The organism is Aeromicrobium choanae, from assembly GCF_900167475.1.
Taxonomy (GTDB): domain Bacteria; phylum Actinomycetota; class Actinomycetes; order Propionibacteriales; family Nocardioidaceae; genus Aeromicrobium; species Aeromicrobium choanae.
Window position 1 is genome coordinate 544,212 of record NZ_LT796768.1, and the last position, 16,464, is coordinate 560,675.

Genomic DNA, 16,464 nt, shown 5'->3' on the forward strand with positions numbered 1-16,464 from the left:
TAGCCTTGCCTAAGTCGTTCGGGTTGTCCCGAGGTGTCGCTTTCTACTAGTTGCCGGAGGATCCTGTGTTCCCACCGCTCGCCACCGGCCGGACCACCGAGGACCAGCTGCCCGTGCTGCTGTGGGTGCACACCGGCACGGCGACGATCGAGGCCGCCGGCACGAGCCACGTCCTGACCGCCGGCGAGGCGCTCTGGGTCCCGGCCGGGACCGAGCACGGCACCCGCACGGAGGCCGGCGCCGTGGTCCTCCCGATCCTCCCGAGCACCCCCGCCCTGCCCGGTGCCCCCGCGGACGTGCGCGTCGTCCGGGTGCCGGACACCTGGGCGGACTGGCTCGTGTCCCAGTTCGACTTCAACCGGCACCACACCCAGGACGAGGACGCCGGTGCACTGGAGCTGCTGGCGCTCGTCGCCGGCGAGGGGTCGGGCGCCCCCGAGCTGCCGTCGCTCACGATGCCCTCCTCCAGGCAGGCCCGAGCCGTCGCGGAGGGGTTCCTGAGGTCGCCGGCCGACCTCGTACAGGTGTCGGACCTTGCCGCACGCGAGAACGTCAGCCTCCGCACCCTGCAGCGTCAGTTCCACGACGAGACGGGGCTGCCCCTGTCGGAGTGGCGCACCCGCGCTCGCGTCACCGTGGCCGCATCGCTGCTCGCGGACGGCCGCGAGATCGGGTGGGCAGCGCGGGACGTCGGCTTCCAGACCTCTGCGGGCTTCACCCGCGCGTTCCGCCGTCACGTGGGGGTCGCGCCGAAGGACTACCCCCGCAGCGGGGCCGTCAGCGTCGCGCCGGCGCTCGAGCGACAGCCGCCGCCCGTCCCGCCGCGTCGCGTGTGGAACTGGGTCTACGACTGGCACGTCCTGTGGTGGGTCTACCGGGGCGAGGTGGCCATGCGCATCGGCACCCGGCAGGTGGTGCTGCGCGCAGGTCAGGCCGTCTGGATCCCCGCCGGGTGCTCGGCGTCGGTGGACGAACGCGGCGACGGCTCGATCCTGCTTCCCCTCGGGAACCGTCGGGGCGGCGCCGAGGTGGCACCCGCCGACCTGCGCGTCCTCGACCTGCAGGACCTGGCGGTCCCGTACCTCCTGCACACGGTGGTCGCGGAGTACACGCTCTTCGAGCCCGTCGAGGAGGGCGACCGCGAGGCGCTGGCCGACGTGCTGTTCGAGGAGCAGTTCGGTCACGACTCGCCCGAGCAGGACACAGGTGCGCTGACGGGTGCGGTGGCCGTCATCGCGCGTTCGCTGCGGCTCGCGCCGGCGGACCCCAGGTCGCTCGCGGAGTGGGCCGAGACCGTCGGGGAGCCGGTGCGACGGCTCGGCCACGAGTTCGTCCACCAGACCGGTCGCGACTTCCCTCGATGGAGAGCCGACGTCCGCATGAGCCTCGCGCGCGAGCTGTTGCGCGACGGGTCGACGCCGCTCGCCGCGTCGCGGGTGCTGGGCTACGCCACCAGCGCGGGCTTCGGCCAGGTCTTCACGGCCACACACGGCCTGACGCCGCGCCAGTACCAGCAGCGCGTCGTCCCGCGCCAGGTCGCGAGCTCGGCGTAGGGAGCCCGAGGGGAAAGCGAAGAGGCCGACCCGGTGGGTCGGCCTCTGTTCGGTGGAGCATAGGAGATTCGAACTCCTGACCTCTTCCATGCCATGGAAGCGCGCTACCAACTGCGCCAATGCCCCGCTAACAACCTCCGCAAGATTACCTGCTCGCCCCCGAGTTCCCCAAACCGGGGTCGGGTTCGTCCGCCTCGTCGTCGGACATGACGGGCTCGGGCAGCGATCCGGAGTTCCATTCCGCCAGCCGCCACTGCGACATGTCCTCCCACCGCGCCTCCTGCAGGACCGACCAGTGGCAGTTCGACAGACCGCCGAACTGGCGCCACGACTGCTCGGCGATCCCGAGGAAGGTGAGCGCACCGGTCCGCAGGACGGCGCCGTGGGCCACCACGACGAGCGTCTCCCCGAGCGGCAGCTGCTCGATGTGCTCACGCAGCGCCTCGTCGAGACGGGCGCCCGCCTGAGCGTGCGTCTCGGCGCCCTCGATGCGCGTCTCGTCGCCGTCGGCCCACGCCTGCATCTGCGTGGGGAAGCGCTCCCAGGACTCACGCCAGGTCAGGCCCTCACGCGCACCGAACGCCAGCTCGCGCAGGCGCGGGTCGAGCTCGACCTCGAGACCGGTGCGGGCCGCGAGCGCCTGCGCGGTGTCAGCGGCGCGCGAGAGGTCGGAGCTGACGATGCGGGCGGGCTGCAGCGACGCGAGGCGCGCGGCGGCCTCCTCGGCCTGCTGGCGCCCCACCTCGTCGAGCGGGATGTCGGTCTGGCCCTGGACGCGGCCGGCGACGTTCCACTCGGTGCGACCGTGCCGCCACAGGATGACCCGGCGGCCCGGGTTCGATCCCGGCTTCACGGCAGCTTCAGGTCGATGGTCGGGCAGTCGCTCCACAGCCGCTCGAGGGCGTAGAACGCACGCTCCTCGGAGTGCTGCACGTGCACGACGATGTCGCCGTAGTCCATGAGGATCCAGCGCGACTCGCGCTGGCCCTCGCGGCGGATGGTCCGGGCGCCGATCTCGAGCAGCTTCCGCTCGATCTCGTCCTTCACCGCGTTCATCTGCGGCTGGTTGGCGGCCGAGCACAGCAGGAAGACGTCGGTGATGGCCAGCTGCTCCGAGACGTCGAAGGCGATGATGTCGGCCGCCTGCTTGTCGGCGGCGGCGAGTGCAGCGGCCCGAGTCAGTTCGATCGCGTGATCGGTGGCGGTCATGAGGGGTCCTTCGGTTGGTCGTGCGGTTGGTAGAGGCCGTGCTTGCCGATGTACTGGACGACGCCGTCCGGCACGAGGTACCAGACGGGCTCGCCGCTGTGCACCCGCGTGCGGCAGTCGGTGGAGCTGATCGCCAGGGCGGGGATCTCCACGAGGGTGACCCGCTCCCTGGGCAGTCCCTCGAGCGTGGACTCGTCCATCTCGTGCCCGGGACGGGTACAGCCGACGAAGTGCGCCAGATCGAACAGCTCGGCGTGGTCGCGCCAGGTCAGGATCGCGGCCATCGCGTCGGCGCCGGTGATGAAGTACAGCTCGTCGTCGGGGTACCGCGCGGCGAGGTCGCGCAGGGTGTCGATCGTGTACGTGAGTCCGGGTCGGTCGATGTCGACGCGGCTCACGGTGAAGCGTGGGTTGGCCGCCGTGGCGATGACGGTCATGAGGTAGCGGTCCTCGGTGGGCGAGACCTGGCGCTCGGACTTCTGCCAGGGCTGGCCGGTGGGGACGAAGACGACCTCGTCGAGGTCGAACCACGACTGCACCTCGCTGGCGGCAACGAGGTGTCCGTGGTGGATGGGATCGAACGTGCCGCCCATCACGCCGATGCGGCGGCGACGGTCGGTCATGCTCAGGTGTGCTCGCGACCCAATCCGAAGAGGAAGGTGATGAGCAGCAGCACCAACAGGACTCCGAGGGCGATCCCGCCGACCACCCAGTGGTTGATGGCGGCCTCGCCGTGTTCAGCCACCTCTTCGGCGGCCAGCATCAGATCGAGCATGGGCGACAATCTATCAGCGCGTCTGACCGGTGCCGGTCACCACGTAGGTGGTGGTGGTCATCTCGGTCAGTCCCATCGGTCCGCGGGCATGCAGCTTCTGCGTCGAGATGCCGATCTCGGCACCGAATCCGAACTCCCCGCCGTCGGTGAACCGGGTGGACGCGTTGACCATGACGGCCGCCGAGTCGACGCCCATGGTGAAGCGGCGGGAGGCCTCCAGCGATCGCGTGACGATGGCCTCGGTGTGGCCCGAGCTGAAGCGGCGCACGTGGTCGATCGCCTCGTCGACCGAGTCGACCACGCGCGCCGAGATCTGGGCGTCGAGGTACTCGGTGGCGTAGTCGTCGTCGGTGGCCTCGTCGACGCCGTCGAAGGCACGGAACGCCTGGTCGCCGTGGATCGTGACACCGCGGTGCTGCAGCTCCTTCACCACGCGCGGCAGGAACTCGTCGGCCACCGCACGGTGCACGAGCAGCGACTCGGCCGCGTTGCACACGCTGTTGCGCTGAGTCTTGGAGTTGAGGACGATGTCGAGCGCCATGTCGAGGTCGGCTTCGGCGTCGACGTAAACGTGCACGTTGCCGGTGCCGGTCTCGATGACCGGCACGGTGGACTGCTCCACCACCGTGCGGATCAGGCCCGCTCCCCCGCGGGGGATCACCAGGTCGACGAGACCGCGGGCGGTCATCAGGTCGGTCGACGTGCTGCGGTCCTCGGCGCTGATCGCCTGGATCGCGTCCGCAGGCAGACCCGTCGAGGCCACGGCCTCTCGCATGATCTCCACGATCACGGCGTTCGAGCGCCGGGCCGAGCGGGAGCCGCGCAGCAGCGACGCGCTGCCGGCCTTGAGGCAGATCGCCGCGGCGTCGGCCGTGACGTTGGGACGACCCTCGTAGATCATCCCGATGACGCCCATCGGCACGCGGATCTGCTGCAGCTGCAGGCCGTTCGGCAGGGTGGAGCCGCGCACGACCTCGCCGATCGGGTCGGGCAGCGCGGCGATGTCGCGCACGCCCTGCGCGAAGGCGGCGACGCGGCCGGCGTCGAGGGCCAGCCGATCGATCACGTTCTCGGGCGTCCCCTCCGCCCGCGCCTCAGCGACGTCGTCGGCGTTCGCGGCGACGATGCGTTCGGTGCCCGCGACGAGCGCCTCGGCCATCGCGGTCAGTGCCGCGTCCTTGTCCTTGCGCGTCGCGAGTGCCAGGACGCGCGCGGCGTCACGCGCGCGGAGAGCGGCCTCGCGGACCTCGGTACCCATGCGGTGAGTCTAGTTCGACGAATTAGGCTCGGGGAGTGCCGTCCCCCTCGTCGCTCCCGCGCCGCGCGTGGGCTTCGCTGACGGCCTTCGCTCCCCACGGGGACGCGCACTGGGTCTCGCTGCGCGCCGGCGTCAGCTTCGGCGTCCCCCTGCTCCTGCTCTGGTGGATCGATCGCCTCGATCTCGTCCTGCCGGCCACCTTCGGCGCGTTCACCGCGCTCTACGGGCGGGCGAACGCCCACCGCCCCCGAGCCGTGATGCAGGCCTCGGCGGGATGCGTGCTCGTGGCCTGCGTCGCTCTCGGCACCTCGCTGGGCGCCGTGGGCGCCGGTCCGTGGTGGGCCGCCCTCGCGCTCACCGTGGCCTCCGCGCTGGCGATGCTCGCGTCCCTGGCGTGGGCCTGGCATCCTCCGGGTGCCCTCTTCCCCGTGTTCGCCGTCGGCGCCACGGCCGGCGCGCGCGTGGACGGGAGCGACATCGCGCTGCACGTGGCCGTGGCCGCCCTGACTGCCGTGCTGGCCATCGTCGTGGGATCCGCGGGTGTGCTCACTCCGGCGCGCCACCGACCCCGGCAGCCGTGGGACGCTCCCCTGCACGCCGCCCTCCGGTCGCCGAGGACCGGAGAGGAGGTCGCCCGGGTGGCCCTGGTCGTGGGCCTGGCCGCCGCGGTGGCCACGGCACTCGATCTCGGGCACGCCTACTGGGCTGCCGTGGGCGCGGCCGCCGTGTCCTCGGGACCGAGCACCGGCCACCAGGTCCAGCGCGGCCTGCACCGCGCCGTCGGCACGATCGCCGGCGTGGTCGTCGCCGGCGGCCTGCTGGCCCTCGACCTGCCCGTGCTCGCGACGATTCTCGTGGTGATCGTCCTGCAGATGGTCGCCGAGCTCCTCGTGGGCCGGAACTACGCGGTCGCCCTCGTCGCCATCACGCCGACGGCGCTGCTCATGGTGAGCCTCGGGTCGACCGTTCCCGCGTCCACGCTCGTGGTGGACCGGGTGCTCGACACCGTCCTGGGCGTCGCCGTCGGTCTGGCGGTGGTGCTGGCGTGGGACCGCTGGCTCACCCCACGGCAGCGAGGATCTCGCTGACGTAGCCCGCCGAGCGCTCCGAGCCGATGATGCCCGGCGCCATCTTGTTCATGACGTAGGAGATCGTCAGGCCCCGGTCGGGGAACATCACGGTCAGCGACCCGCCCCAGCCGCCCCAGAAGCAGATCCGCTCGTCGGGGATGTAGGGCAGCGTCTCCGGCTCGGGCAGCGCGAACCCGATGCCGAACCGCAGGGGCACGCCGAGGACGAGGTCCACGTTCCGCGACTGCTCGCGGAAGATGAGGTCGATGGTCGACTTCGACAGCAGCCGGACCCCGTCCACCTCTCCCCCGCGCGAGACCACGGAGAACGTCCGTGCCAGCGCCCGGGCGTTCGTGTGCCCGTTGAGGGCACCGAGCTCGGCCCGGCGCCACGCGATCGTGTTCGCGGCGGCCGCGTCCGCGATCGGGCCCATGAAGGTGCGGGCCATCGGCGACTCGAGGTCGATCTGCGAGAAGTCGATCGGCAGCGGCGGCGGCGGCACGATCTCGGCGATGCGGTCGTCGTCCTGCTCCTTCTCGCCGATCTGCAGGTCGGTGCCGAGCGGCCCGGCGATCTCCTCGGCGACGTACTGCGTCAGGGTCCTGCCGGTCACCCGACGGACGATCTCGCCGAGCAGGTGACCCTGGTTCATCGCGTGGTAGCCCGAGGCCGTGCCCGGCTCCCACCACGGGGCCTGGGCGGCCAGCCGCGCGGTGGACTCCTCACGGTCGTACATGTCCTCCACGACGAAGGGCTGGTCCCAGCCCGAGACGCCCGAGGTGTGCGACATGACGTGGCGCACCAGCACGTCCTCCTTGCCGTTCTTGGCGAACTCGGGCCAGTAGGTGGCCACCGGCTCGTCCACGTCGACGAGCCCGCGCTCGACGAGCGTCAGCATCGCCAGGGCCGTCACCTCCTTGGTGGTCGACCAGACGTTGACGATCGTGTCCCGGTCCCACGCGCGGGTGCGGGCGACGTCGGCGTGGCCTCCCCACACGTCGACGAGCGTCTCGCCGGCGAGGTCGACCGCGATCGCGGCGCCGAGCTCCTCGCCCGACTCCAGGTTCGCGGCGAAGACCTCGCGCAGCCGGTCGAATCGGGGATCGGCGTCTCCGTGAACGGTCATGTCTCTCTCCTTCATCCGGTCACCCGAGGAGGGCGACGAAAACTCGGTACGCCGCATCGGCGTCGGGGGCTGCCCCGGTGATGAGGTCGGCGTAGATGAACGACTCCGCGATGCGGACGACGACGAACGCCAGGGCCTCCGGCGCCAGGTCGACCGGCCCCGGCGGCTCGCTCGCGATCAGCCCGCTCACGAGCGCGAGCATGCGGCCCTGCGTCGGCAGCTCGGCGGTGGTGAGGATCCGCAGGGCCCGCGCCGGGTCGCGGTGCAGGAACTCCCGGAACCACGGCTCGTCGATCAGCATCCGCACGTAGGCCCGCAGGACGCGAGCGGCCCGGTGCCGCGTGCCGGGCGGATACGCCTCGATGCAGGCAGGCCAGGCCAGCGTCTCGGTGGTCGCCCAGAGCGCCTCGGCGATCAGGCGGTCGCGGCGGCCCACGCGACGGAAGACGGTGCTGCGGTCCACCCCGACCTCGGCCGCGACGCGTCCCACGTCCACGGGCTCGCCGGCGATCAGTGCGTGCCGGGCCGCGCGCACGATGGCCTGCGTCGTGTGATCCACGTCACGCATCCTGCCCGAAACTCGACGTCCGTGCAATGTTTTTCAGATTTGTTGCATCAGGCCGGTGGCAGCGGCACCGCCAGCGCCGGGTCCGTCGGCGGCACGTGCACCGGCTCGCCCGTCCACCGCGCGATGGCCGCCCGGTACTCCGGCGAGTGCTGGTACCCGCCGTGGGTCATCACGAGCGATCCCGGATCCCCCGACCCGCTGGGGCGCACCTCGAGCGTGGGCCTGTCGTAGACGGGGTGGTCGCGGTCGGAGTACACCCGGTACCCGAGGGGATCGCCGCGCCGGAACAGGTTCACCCAGTGGTCGGGCCTGGCCAGCAGGAACCTCAGGCCGGTGCCTGCCGGCGTTCCGTGCGGTCGGCTGTCGGGGACGTCCGGCCAGGCCGCCCGCAGCCGCGTCGGGCCTGACGTGGGCACGTAGCCGAGCGCGTCGGGTCCTGCGGCCGCCGGGAAGACGCGCCCGTAGATCGCCCGCACCTGGCTGCCGTAGGTGAGCAGCCTCAGCTGCTTCGCCCGGCCGTTGAGCCGGCACGCGACCGCGACGCAGATCAGCGAGCCCTGGCTGTGTCCCGACAGCACCACGGCACGCGTGGGGTCGTCCCCGAGTGCCCAGCGCGCCCGCGCCGTGATCTCGGGGACCACGCGCTCGGCGTAGCAGGGCGGAGCGAAGGGGTGGGCCGCCCTGGGCCAGAAGGTGGTGACGTCCCAGAGGATGCCCACGTTGCGGCGCGCCGTGGGCGAGCGTCGCACCCGGGCGCCGGCCATCATCAGCCCGATGCTGCCCAGCAGGGCGATGTACAGCGAGATCGTCGCGACGTCCCGCAGTCCCGGGTACACCGACCACGGAGCACGACCGCCCGACGAGAGGGCCAGCGTCGTCAGCGCCAGTGCCGTCGTCAGCGTGCCCGAGCCGTCGAGCAGGCGCTCGGCCCGGTGGGCCAGGCCGGCCGCGACGCGAGCGTCCGTGACACCGTCGCGGTCCTGCGAGGGGACCTCGGGACTGTCACCACCGACGAGCTCGCGGATCGCCGGTGCGGCCTTCGTCCGGTACAGGACGACCATCGCCGCGGTCAGGAGCCCACCGAGGACGAGCATCGACGACAGCATCAGCGGGGTCCACACCAGCACCTGCGGCACGACGATCGGCGTCTGCGGCGGATCGTTGACCTTGAGCGCCACCCTGCCGTCGGCCGCCACGACGCGCAGGCACGGCACCAGGGCCCGGTCGAGGATGCACGAGGGCGACACGTCGAGCGCACCCGCCGTGCGGAAGCCCTTGGACTCGCCGGTGCACGGCTCCTGCGCGGGGTAGGCGGGATCGTCGCCGCGACCGAAGCAGGACCCGACCAGCTGCACGGTGGTGGTCCCCGGCGGCAGCAGCAGCACCGCCTTGTCGACCATGGTCGACGCCGTCGCGTACGACGCCACCCCGTCGCTCTCGCGCGCGAGCGCGTCGGTCCGGACCGTGCCGTGGGTGACCCGCACGGCGCCGTTCTCCAGGACCACCCGGGCGCCGTCGAGCCGGACGTCTCCGGCGGCGACGAGCCGCGGCTCGCCCTGCGCCGACACCGGCGACCGCTCGTTCCGGACGGTGATGAGGTCGGCCACGGTCTGCGAGTCGCCGTTGAGGAAGTTCGCCGCGGCGACCGCGCCCGCGGACGTGAACAGCAGCGCCACCATCGTGGCGGCGCCCAGCATCACGGACGCGCCCGCGCCACCCCACGCGACGCACCGGTTCCCGGCCAGCCGGCTGCGATTGCGATGGAACAGCAGCAGCAGCCCCCACGCCGCGAGGGTCTCCACCGCCAGCCACCCGGCCGGGACGAACCAGCCCGACACCACCAGCGCGAACACCCCGAGCACCACCAGGAAGGTCCACCGCAGCCGCACGCGGCCGCCGACGAACACGATGACGTGGACGACGGTGAGCAGGACGAAGAGCCCGATGAACCACAGGTTCGAGCCGTACCAGGCGAGCTCCTGCTGGGTGAACGAGAGCTCCGCGGTCCACAGCGCCGCCAGGTGCGCCGCGACCACGCCCAGTGCCGTCCACGCGAGGGCGTCCAGCGGCAGGCGGCGCATCAGGCGGCCGGGACCGGTCCACGGGAACACGCGGCGCGTGAGCCGGCCCAGGTGCGGCTCGTCGCGGTACTCGAGGTCGTCCTCGTCGACCGTCATGGTCCGCAGCACGACCAGCGCCATGATGAGAGCCGCCGCCGACGTCGTCGGCCACAGCCATCCCCCGCCGCCACGCACGAGCATGTGGATCCCGGTGTAGAGCACGACCGTGCTCAGCGCGGCCGCGATGTGCAGCCGCTGCAGGCGTCGCGTGCGCTGCTCGCCGCGCCACATCAGCGGGTGCTCCAGGATGCTGGCGCGCGACTGGTCGCGGTCGGCGTCGGTCATCGTGACCTCGGACTCGTGCACCGCCGCCTCGTACCGCGCCAGGCTCTGGAACGACAGGGCGACGAGCGCCAGCAGGGCGCCGAGCGGCACCAGCGACATCACGGCGATGCGGGCGCCCGCGGACAGTCCGGCGATCCGGTCCATCCAGTCGGGCAGCACCGGGCACGCGATGGCGTTCGCCCGGAAGCACTGCCACGCGACGAGGTCGATCGCGATGAAGCTCACGGTGAGCATCGCGATCACCGTGAGGATCACGGCGCTGAGCCGGACCGCGCGCATGCCCCACCGGGCCTGCCCGCTGTCCTCGCCGGCCTGCGTCCGCGCCCAGAACGCGAGGTTGACGAGGGCGAACGGCAGCAGCACGAGCCACAGCACGCGGGTCACCCAGCCCAGCACCCCGCGAACGCCCGAGGTCAGCTCGCCCCACGAGTACGCCTCGAGCGACAGGCCGGCCGGCAGGGTGCGCAGCGGCGGGTGGGCGCCGTCGGCGATCCGGTAGAAACCGGTGAGCCGGTCGCCGGCCACCTGGACGACGTCCTCGGGCGCGACGCCCAGCATCGAGTCGGTCGGCGTGCCCCGGACGCCGTGCACCCGCAGCTCCATGACGACCTTGCTGGCGTGCTGACCGGGCATGACCGACCTCCCCTTGGTGACCGTGTCACCCCTGGAGAGACCGTGGCAAGTGCCCGTGATGCGTCAGGGTCAGGACATGAGGATGAGGTCGTCGCGGTGGATGACCTCGCGCTCGCGCTCGGGACCGAGCTCGGCCGCCAGGTCCGCGGTGGAGCGACCCAGCATCTCGGGCAGCTCGTCGCTGTCGAAGTTGACCAGCCCTCGGGCGATCACGACGCGCTCGGGGTCGACCACGTCGACCGGGTCGCCGGCGGCGAAGTCGCCCTCGACGGCGACGATCCCGGCAGCCAACAGGGAGGCGCCCCGCTCGACCAGGGCACGTCGCGCACCCGCGTCGAGCACGAGACGCCCGCGGGTCTCGCTGGCGTGCGCCAGCCACATGAGCCGAGCGGCCCGGCGCTTGCCGGTGGGCGTGAACAGGGTGCCGACGGGCTCGCCCTCCACGGCCTCCACCGCACGGGCCGCCGAGGTGAGCCGCACGGGGATGCCGGCCGCCGTGGCGATCCGTGCGGCCTCGAGCTTGGTCACCATGCCGCCCGTGCCGACGGCCGATCCGACCCGGGCCACGTCGATGCCGGCCAGGTCGGCCTCGGACCGCACCTCGCGGATGGGCTGGGAGTCGGGCAGGTCGGGATGACCGGTGTAGAGGCCGTCGACGTCCGACAGCAGGAGCAGCTCGTCGGCGTGCACCAGGTGCGCCACGAGCGCGGCGAGCCGGTCGTTGTCGCCGAAGCGGATCTCGGACGTGGCCACGGTGTCGTTCTCGTTGACCACCGGCACCACCCCGAGCTCGAGGAGCTTCGCGAAGGTCTGGTGGGCGTTCCGGTAGTGGCTGCGACGGCTGACGTCGTCGACCGTGAGCAGCACCTGGCCCACCACGAGCCCGGCCGCGGCGAAGGACTCGGAGTAGTGCGCGATGAGCGCGCGCTGGCCCACGGCGGCCGCGGCCTGCTGCGTGGGCAGGTCGCGGGGACGGCGGGCCAGGTTCAGCGGCCCGAGGCCCGCGGCGATGGCGCCCGACGACACCAGGACGACCTCGTCACCGCGCGCCCGCACGGTGACGACGGCGTCGACCACCGTGCCGATGCGGTCGGGGTCGAGATGACCGTCGGGGGTGGTCAGCGACGAGGAGCCGACCTTGACGACGACCCTCACCGGTCGTCCTCGTCGAGCTCGTCGTCGCCGGGGTACTCCTCACCGATCGTCCAGTCCGGGATGATCGTGCTGGGGTCGAACGGCTCGGGCTCGTGGCCCTCGGCGCGCAGCGCGACGGCCTCCAGCTCCCACGCGCGGCGGGCGGCCAGCAGCTCACGGCGCTCCTGGTTCGTGCGACGGTTGCTCTGGTCGAGGCGCAGGTCCTCGCCGCGGCGGCCGAGCACCTCGGCGCCGGCCGTGATCGTGGGATCGAAGTCGAAGACGACCTCGTCGCGGCCCAGCTCGAGCTCGTTGGCAGCCCCGATGACGATGTCGTCGCCGGCGCTCGCACCGAGGGACAGCAGGTGGTCCTCGACCCCGAGCCGGTTGAGCCGGTCGGCCAGGAAGCCGACGGCCTCGTCGTTGCTGAAGTCGGTCTGGCGCACCCAGCGAGCGGGCTTCTCGCCGATGACGTGCCAGCGGCCGTCGATCTTGCGGACCTCGAACTCGCGGCCCACGCCCGAGGGGGCCGGCGGGCGCAGCACGATGCGGGTGGCCTCGCGGTGGGGCTCGGCGGCGCGACGGGCGGCGACGATCTCGGCCATCGCGAACGACAGCTCGCGCAGGCCGGCGTGGCTCGCGGCGGAGACCTCGAACACCCGCAGGCCGCGCTCGCGCAGCTCGCCGATGACGAACTCGGCGATCTGGGCGGCGTCGGGGACGTCGGTCTTGTTGAGCGCGACCAGGCGGGGCCGGTCGGAGAAGTCGACGTCGGCGTACTGGCCGTAGCGGGTCAGCTCGGCCTCGATGATGTCGAGGTCGGTGAGCGGATCGCGTCCCGGCTCGACCGTGGCGCAGTCGATCACGTGCACGAGGGCGGCACAGCGCTCGACGTGCCGCAGGAAGTCGTGACCCAGGCCGCGGCCCTCGCTGGCACCCTCGATGAGGCCGGGGACGTCGGCCACGGTGAACGTGGTCTCGCCCGCGCGCACGACGCCGAGGTTGGGCACCAACGTGGTGAACGGGTAGTCGGCGATCTTGGGACGGGCCCGCGACAGCGACGCGATCAGGCTGGACTTGCCGGCCGACGGGAATCCGATCAGGCCGATGTCGGCCACGACCTTCATCTCGAGCGTGACCGTGCGCTCCTCGCCCGGCTCGCCCTTGAGCGCGAAGCCGGGGGCCTTGCGCTTGCTGGAGGCCAGCGCGGCGTTGCCGAGCCCGCCGCGGCCGCCGGCCGCGATGACGAGCTCGGTGCCGGCGCCGACCAGGTCGGCCAGGACCTCGCCGTTCTCGTCGCGCACCACGGTGCCGTCGGGGACCCTGAGGACGAGGTCCTCGCCGTTGGAGCCGCTGCGGTTCGAGCCCGCGCCGGGCGCGCCGCTGGTGGCCTTGCGGTGGGGCTCGTGGTGGTAGTCGATCAGCGTGGTGACGTCGGGCGTCACCACGAGGATGACGTCGCCGCCGTGCCCGCCGTTGCCGCCGTCGGGACCGCCGAGCGGCTTGAACTTCTCGCGGTGGACCGAGGCGACACCGTTGCCGCCGTTGCCTCCGGACACGTGCAGGGTCACCTGGTCAACGAACGAGGGGATCGCCATGGGTTCTCCTGGACGGTGGGTGGAAAAGAGAAAGGGCAGCCCGCATCAGCGGACCGCCCCTCCTCAGGAAGATCTGCGCGTCACTGCCCCGGAACGATGTTCACGACGCGACGGCCGCGCTTCGTGCCGAACTCGACCGCGCCGGGGGCGAGGGCGAAGAGGGTGTCGTCGCCGCCACGGCCCACGTTGGAGCCGGGGTGGAAGTGGGTGCCGCGCTGACGGACGATGATCTCGCCCGCGTTGACGAGCTGGCCGCCGAAACGCTTGACGCCGAGGCGCTGGGAGTTGGAGTCGCGCCCGTTCTTGGTAGAGGCTGCGCCCTTCTTGTGTGCCATGTCGTCAGTCCCTTACTTGGAGATTCCGGTGATCTTGACCTGGGTGTACTTCTGACGGTGCCCCTGGCGCTTCTTGTAACCGGTCTTGTTCTTGTACTTCTGGATGATGATCTTGGGGCCCTTGAGCCCACCGATCACCTCAGCGTCGACCTTGACCTTGGAGGCGTCGGCACCGGCCGTCACCTGGTCACCGTCGACCACCATGACCGCGGCGAGCTGGACGGTGTCGCCCTCGGTCGCCTGGACCTGGTCGATCGAGATGACGTCGCCGACCGCGACCTTGGCCTGGCCGCCGCCATTGCGCACGATTGCGTACACCACGGGATTCCTCACTCTGTACTGAAAAAGACTGGGTCGTGAACTGGGTCCTGCAAAAGAGTCTGAGCAGCACGCTGAGCGCACCGACTCTCGATTCTACTCGGGCGCCCCGTCCTCGGTCAAAACGGGTGCCTCCTGGGCCTGCGGCGTCTCTGCGACGGGCTGCGGTTCCGGCGCCTGATCGACCTGGGGCTGCTCGCTCCGGGGCTCGTCGGCCTTGGGCTCCTCGGCCTTGGGCTCCTCGGCCTTCGGCTCGTCGGACTTGGACTCCTCGCCCTTGCCCTGGCGCTGCTGGCGTCCGCCACCGTTGCCGTTGCCGTTGCCGCCGCCGGCGTTGCCGCCACGGCCCGAGCGACCACCGCGGCGTCCGCGACGCTGGCCCTCGTCCTTCTTCGGCTCGACCGGGGCGTCCTGGATGACGACGCCGCGACCCTGGCACTCCTCGCAGTCGTGGCTGAAGGACTCCAGCAGGCCCGTGCCGATGCGCTTGCGCGTCATCTGGACCAGGCCCAGCGAGGTGACCTCCGCGACCTGGTGGCGCGTGCGGTCGCGGCCCAGGCACTCGACGAGGCGACGCATGACGAGGTCGCGGTTGCTCTCGAGCACCATGTCGATGAAGTCGATGACGATGATGCCGCCGAGGTCGCGCAGGCGCAGCTGGCGCACGATCTCCTCGGCCGCCTCGAGGTTGTTCTTGGTGACGGTCTCCTCGAGGTTGCCGCCCGAGCCGGTGAAGCGGCCCGTGTTGACGTCGACCACGACCATCGCCTCGGTGCGGTCGATGACGAGCGACCCGCCCGAGGGCAGGTGGACCTTGCGGTCCAGCGCCTTGTGGATCTGCTCGTCGAGGCGTCGGGCGGCGAAGATGTCGTCGTCGCCCGTCCCTCCTGAGCCTGTCGAAGGGTCCCAGCGCTTCACGCGCTCCTCGAGATCGGGCGCGACGTGGGCGATGTACCCGGCTACCATGTCCCAGGCCTCGTCACCCTGGATGGTCAGCGACGCGAAGTCCTCGTTGAACAGGTCGCGGATGACCTTGATCATCAGGTCGGGCTCGGAGTACAGCAGCTGGGGCGCCTTGCCGGCGGCCACCTTGCTCTCGATGTCCTCCCAGCGCGCGGTCAGCGCGGCGATGTCGCGCTGCAGCTGGTCCTCGGTGGCGCCCTCGGCGGCCGTGCGCACGATGACGCCGGCACTCTCGGGCAGCGCCTCCTTGAGCAGGCCCTTGAGGCGCGCGCGCTCGTTCTCGGGGAGCTTGCGGCTGATGCCGTTGCTGCCACCGCCGGGCACGTAGACCAGGAAGCGTCCCGGGAGGCTGACCTGGCTGGTCAGGCGGGCGCCCTTCTGGCCGATCGGGTCCTTGGAGACCTGCACGAGCACGGTCTGGCCGGGCTGGAGCGCGTCCTCGATCTTGCGCTGCTTGCCGTTCTGGATGTTCGACCAGTCGACCTCGCCGGCGTAGATGACCGCGTTGCGGCCCGCACCGATGTCGACGAACGCCGCCTCCATGCTGGGCAGCACGTTCTGGACCTTGCCCAGGTACACGTTGCCGATCAGCGACGTCTGGGACTCGCGGGCGACGTAGTGCTCCACGAGGACCCCGTCCTCGAGCACGGCGATCTGCGTGTAGTCGTCGCGCTGGCGCACGACCATCTCGCGGTCGACGGCCTCGCGGCGGGCCAGGAACTCGGCCTCGCTGACGATGGGCGCCCGGCGACGGCCGGCCTCGCGGCCCTCACGGCGGCGCTGCTTCTTGGCCTCGAGGCGGGTGGAGCCGGTGACGCCGGTGATCTCGTCCTCGGCGGTGCGGCCCTCACGGACCTTGACGACGGTGTTCTCGGGGTCGTCGGGCGATCCCTCGGCGCCCTCGCCGGCACGCGCACGGCGGCGACGGCGACGGGTGGTGGTGGAGGAGCCGGAGCTCGACTGGTCGTCATCGCCGGACTCGGAGTCGTCGGACTCGTCGGAACCGGAATCGCCGTCGTCGTCGCCGTTGTCCTGGTCGCTCTTGCGACGGCGGCGTCCTCCGCGGCGGCGCCGGCGGCGTCCGCCCTCGCCCCCGTCGTCGTCGCCGGAGCCGTCCTCGTCGTCATCCTGGTCGCCGTCGGCGTCGTCCTGCGGCTCGACGCGCTTGCGCTCGCGCGGGGGCGCCAGCTCGGCCGGGGGCGCCTGGAACATCGCACCGACCGGGGGCAGCGTGGAGACCCTGGGGGCGGTCTCGGTGACCTCGTCCTGCTCGTCCTCGGCGTCCTCGTCCTCGTCCACGTCGCTCACCGGATCGGGCTCGGGGGCCTCCTCCGCGGGCGGGGCGAACACCGCCGCCGGCGGGCCGGCCGGACGACCCGCGGCGCGGCGGCGCGTGCGGGTGGTGGTGACCAGCGGCGCCTCGGCGGCGTCGTCGGTGGGGGTCTCGGGCGTGTCGGCCGCGTCGTTCGGATCGAGCATGTGCTCTCCTTCGCCCGGCAGCGGCGCAGCCACCCACCGG

At 72.0% G+C, this 16,464-nt stretch carries 15 protein-coding genes and 1 tRNA gene; 2 read left to right on the forward strand and 14 right to left on the reverse strand.

Features of this window, described 5'->3' with window-relative positions:
- Positions 1-65 precede the first annotated feature (65 nt).
- Positions 66-1,553: a helix-turn-helix domain-containing protein gene (locus tag B5D60_RS02580; RefSeq protein ID WP_078698703.1), complete on the forward strand. Its 1,488-nt coding sequence runs from the start codon at positions 66-68 to the stop codon at positions 1,551-1,553.
- Positions 1,554-1,606: 53 nt separating this feature from the next.
- Here B5D60_RS02580 and B5D60_RS02585 read toward each other — a convergent pair.
- From B5D60_RS02585 to B5D60_RS02605, 6 genes are all read right to left on the reverse strand, one after another.
- Positions 1,607-1,679: transfer RNA gene (locus B5D60_RS02585), tRNA-Ala, on the reverse strand.
- A gap of 19 nt (positions 1,680-1,698) precedes the next feature.
- Positions 1,699-2,406, reverse strand: coding sequence for a histidine phosphatase family protein (locus B5D60_RS02590; protein ID WP_172806237.1), 708 nt, complete (start codon positions 2,404-2,406; stop codon positions 1,699-1,701).
- On the reverse strand, positions 2,403-2,762 hold the full coding sequence (gene rsfS / locus B5D60_RS02595) for a ribosome silencing factor (protein WP_078698704.1): 360 nt from the start codon (positions 2,760-2,762) through the stop codon (positions 2,403-2,405). Before rsfS ends, B5D60_RS02590 begins: the two co-directional genes overlap by 4 nt.
- Positions 2,759-3,385 carry a nicotinate-nucleotide adenylyltransferase gene (gene nadD / locus B5D60_RS02600; protein WP_078698705.1) on the reverse strand — a complete coding sequence of 209 codons (627 nt, stop codon included), beginning with the start codon at positions 3,383-3,385 and terminating at the stop codon, positions 2,759-2,761. Before nadD ends, rsfS begins: the two co-directional genes overlap by 4 nt.
- 2 nt (positions 3,386-3,387) lie before the next feature.
- Positions 3,388-3,537 carry a hypothetical protein gene (locus B5D60_RS16880; protein ID WP_172806238.1) on the reverse strand — a complete coding sequence of 50 codons (150 nt, stop codon included), beginning with the start codon at positions 3,535-3,537 and terminating at the stop codon, positions 3,388-3,390.
- Between the two features lie 13 nt (positions 3,538-3,550).
- A complete protein-coding gene (locus B5D60_RS02605; protein WP_078698706.1) occupies positions 3,551-4,795 on the reverse strand; it encodes a glutamate-5-semialdehyde dehydrogenase in 1,245 nt (414 codons plus the stop codon).
- Between the two features lie 35 nt (positions 4,796-4,830).
- On the opposite strand from B5D60_RS02605, the gene B5D60_RS02610 reads away from it, so the two are divergent.
- Positions 4,831-5,883 carry an FUSC family protein gene (locus tag B5D60_RS02610; protein WP_078698707.1) on the forward strand — a complete coding sequence of 351 codons (1,053 nt, stop codon included), beginning with the start codon at positions 4,831-4,833 and terminating at the stop codon, positions 5,881-5,883.
- On the opposite strand, the gene B5D60_RS02615 is transcribed toward B5D60_RS02610, so the two are convergent.
- From B5D60_RS02615 to B5D60_RS02650, 8 genes are all read right to left on the reverse strand, one after another.
- Entirely contained in the window at positions 5,855-6,991 is a 1,137-nt protein-coding gene (locus B5D60_RS02615) for a serine hydrolase domain-containing protein (RefSeq protein ID WP_078698708.1), read from the reverse strand. The two genes, B5D60_RS02610 and B5D60_RS02615, sit on opposite strands and share 29 nt — an antisense overlap.
- Before the next feature lie 19 nt (positions 6,992-7,010).
- Entirely contained in the window at positions 7,011-7,550 is a 540-nt protein-coding gene (locus B5D60_RS02620) for a QsdR family transcriptional regulator (RefSeq protein WP_153302849.1), read from the reverse strand.
- A gap of 56 nt (positions 7,551-7,606) precedes the next feature.
- Entirely contained in the window at positions 7,607-10,597 is a 2,991-nt protein-coding gene (locus B5D60_RS02625) for a hypothetical protein (protein ID WP_078698710.1), read from the reverse strand.
- Positions 10,598-10,666: 69 nt separating this feature from the next.
- Positions 10,667-11,752 carry a glutamate 5-kinase gene (proB, locus tag B5D60_RS02630; RefSeq protein ID WP_078698711.1) on the reverse strand — a complete coding sequence of 362 codons (1,086 nt, stop codon included), beginning with the start codon at positions 11,750-11,752 and terminating at the stop codon, positions 10,667-10,669.
- Complete coding sequence (gene obgE / locus B5D60_RS02635; RefSeq protein ID WP_172806239.1) at positions 11,749-13,329, reverse strand: GTPase ObgE; 1,581 nt, start codon at positions 13,327-13,329, stop codon at positions 11,749-11,751. The genes proB and obgE overlap by 4 nt, the downstream gene beginning before the upstream one ends.
- A gap of 80 nt (positions 13,330-13,409) precedes the next feature.
- The gene (gene rpmA, locus B5D60_RS02640) at positions 13,410-13,664 is read right to left on the reverse strand and encodes a 50S ribosomal protein L27 (RefSeq protein WP_078698712.1); all 255 of its coding nucleotides are present in this window, start codon (positions 13,662-13,664) and stop codon (positions 13,410-13,412) included.
- A gap of 12 nt (positions 13,665-13,676) precedes the next feature.
- Entirely contained in the window at positions 13,677-13,982 is a 306-nt protein-coding gene (gene rplU / locus B5D60_RS02645; RefSeq protein WP_078701245.1) for a 50S ribosomal protein L21, read from the reverse strand.
- Between the two features lie 96 nt (positions 13,983-14,078).
- Entirely contained in the window at positions 14,079-16,424 is a 2,346-nt protein-coding gene (locus B5D60_RS02650; protein WP_078698713.1) for an Rne/Rng family ribonuclease, read from the reverse strand.
- Between the last annotated feature and the right edge of the window lie 40 nt (positions 16,425-16,464).

Excerpts from the sequence above, each read along its gene's own strand:
- rsfS (WP_078698704.1), bottom strand. The coding sequence starts at position 2,762 with ATGACCGCCACCGATCACGCGATCGAACTGACTCGGGCCGCTGCACTC.
- nadD (WP_078698705.1), bottom strand. The coding sequence starts at position 3,385 with ATGACCGACCGTCGCCGCCGCATCGGCGTGATGGGCGGCACGTTCGAT.
- B5D60_RS16880 (WP_172806238.1), bottom strand. The coding sequence starts at position 3,537 with ATGCTCGATCTGATGCTGGCCGCCGAAGAGGTGGCTGAACACGGCGAG.
- B5D60_RS02605 (WP_078698706.1), bottom strand. The coding sequence starts at position 4,795 with ATGGGTACCGAGGTCCGCGAGGCCGCTCTCCGCGCGCGTGACGCCGCG.
- B5D60_RS02615 (WP_078698708.1), bottom strand. The coding sequence starts at position 6,991 with ATGACCGTTCACGGAGACGCCGATCCCCGATTCGACCGGCTGCGCGAG.
- B5D60_RS02625 (WP_078698710.1), bottom strand. The coding sequence starts at position 10,597 with ATGCCCGGTCAGCACGCCAGCAAGGTCGTCATGGAGCTGCGGGTGCAC.
- obgE (WP_172806239.1), bottom strand. The coding sequence starts at position 13,329 with ATGGCGATCCCCTCGTTCGTTGACCAGGTGACCCTGCACGTGTCCGGA.
- rpmA (WP_078698712.1), bottom strand. The coding sequence starts at position 13,664 with ATGGCACACAAGAAGGGCGCAGCCTCTACCAAGAACGGGCGCGACTCC.
- B5D60_RS02650 (WP_078698713.1), bottom strand. The coding sequence starts at position 16,424 with ATGCTCGATCCGAACGACGCGGCCGACACGCCCGAGACCCCCACCGAC.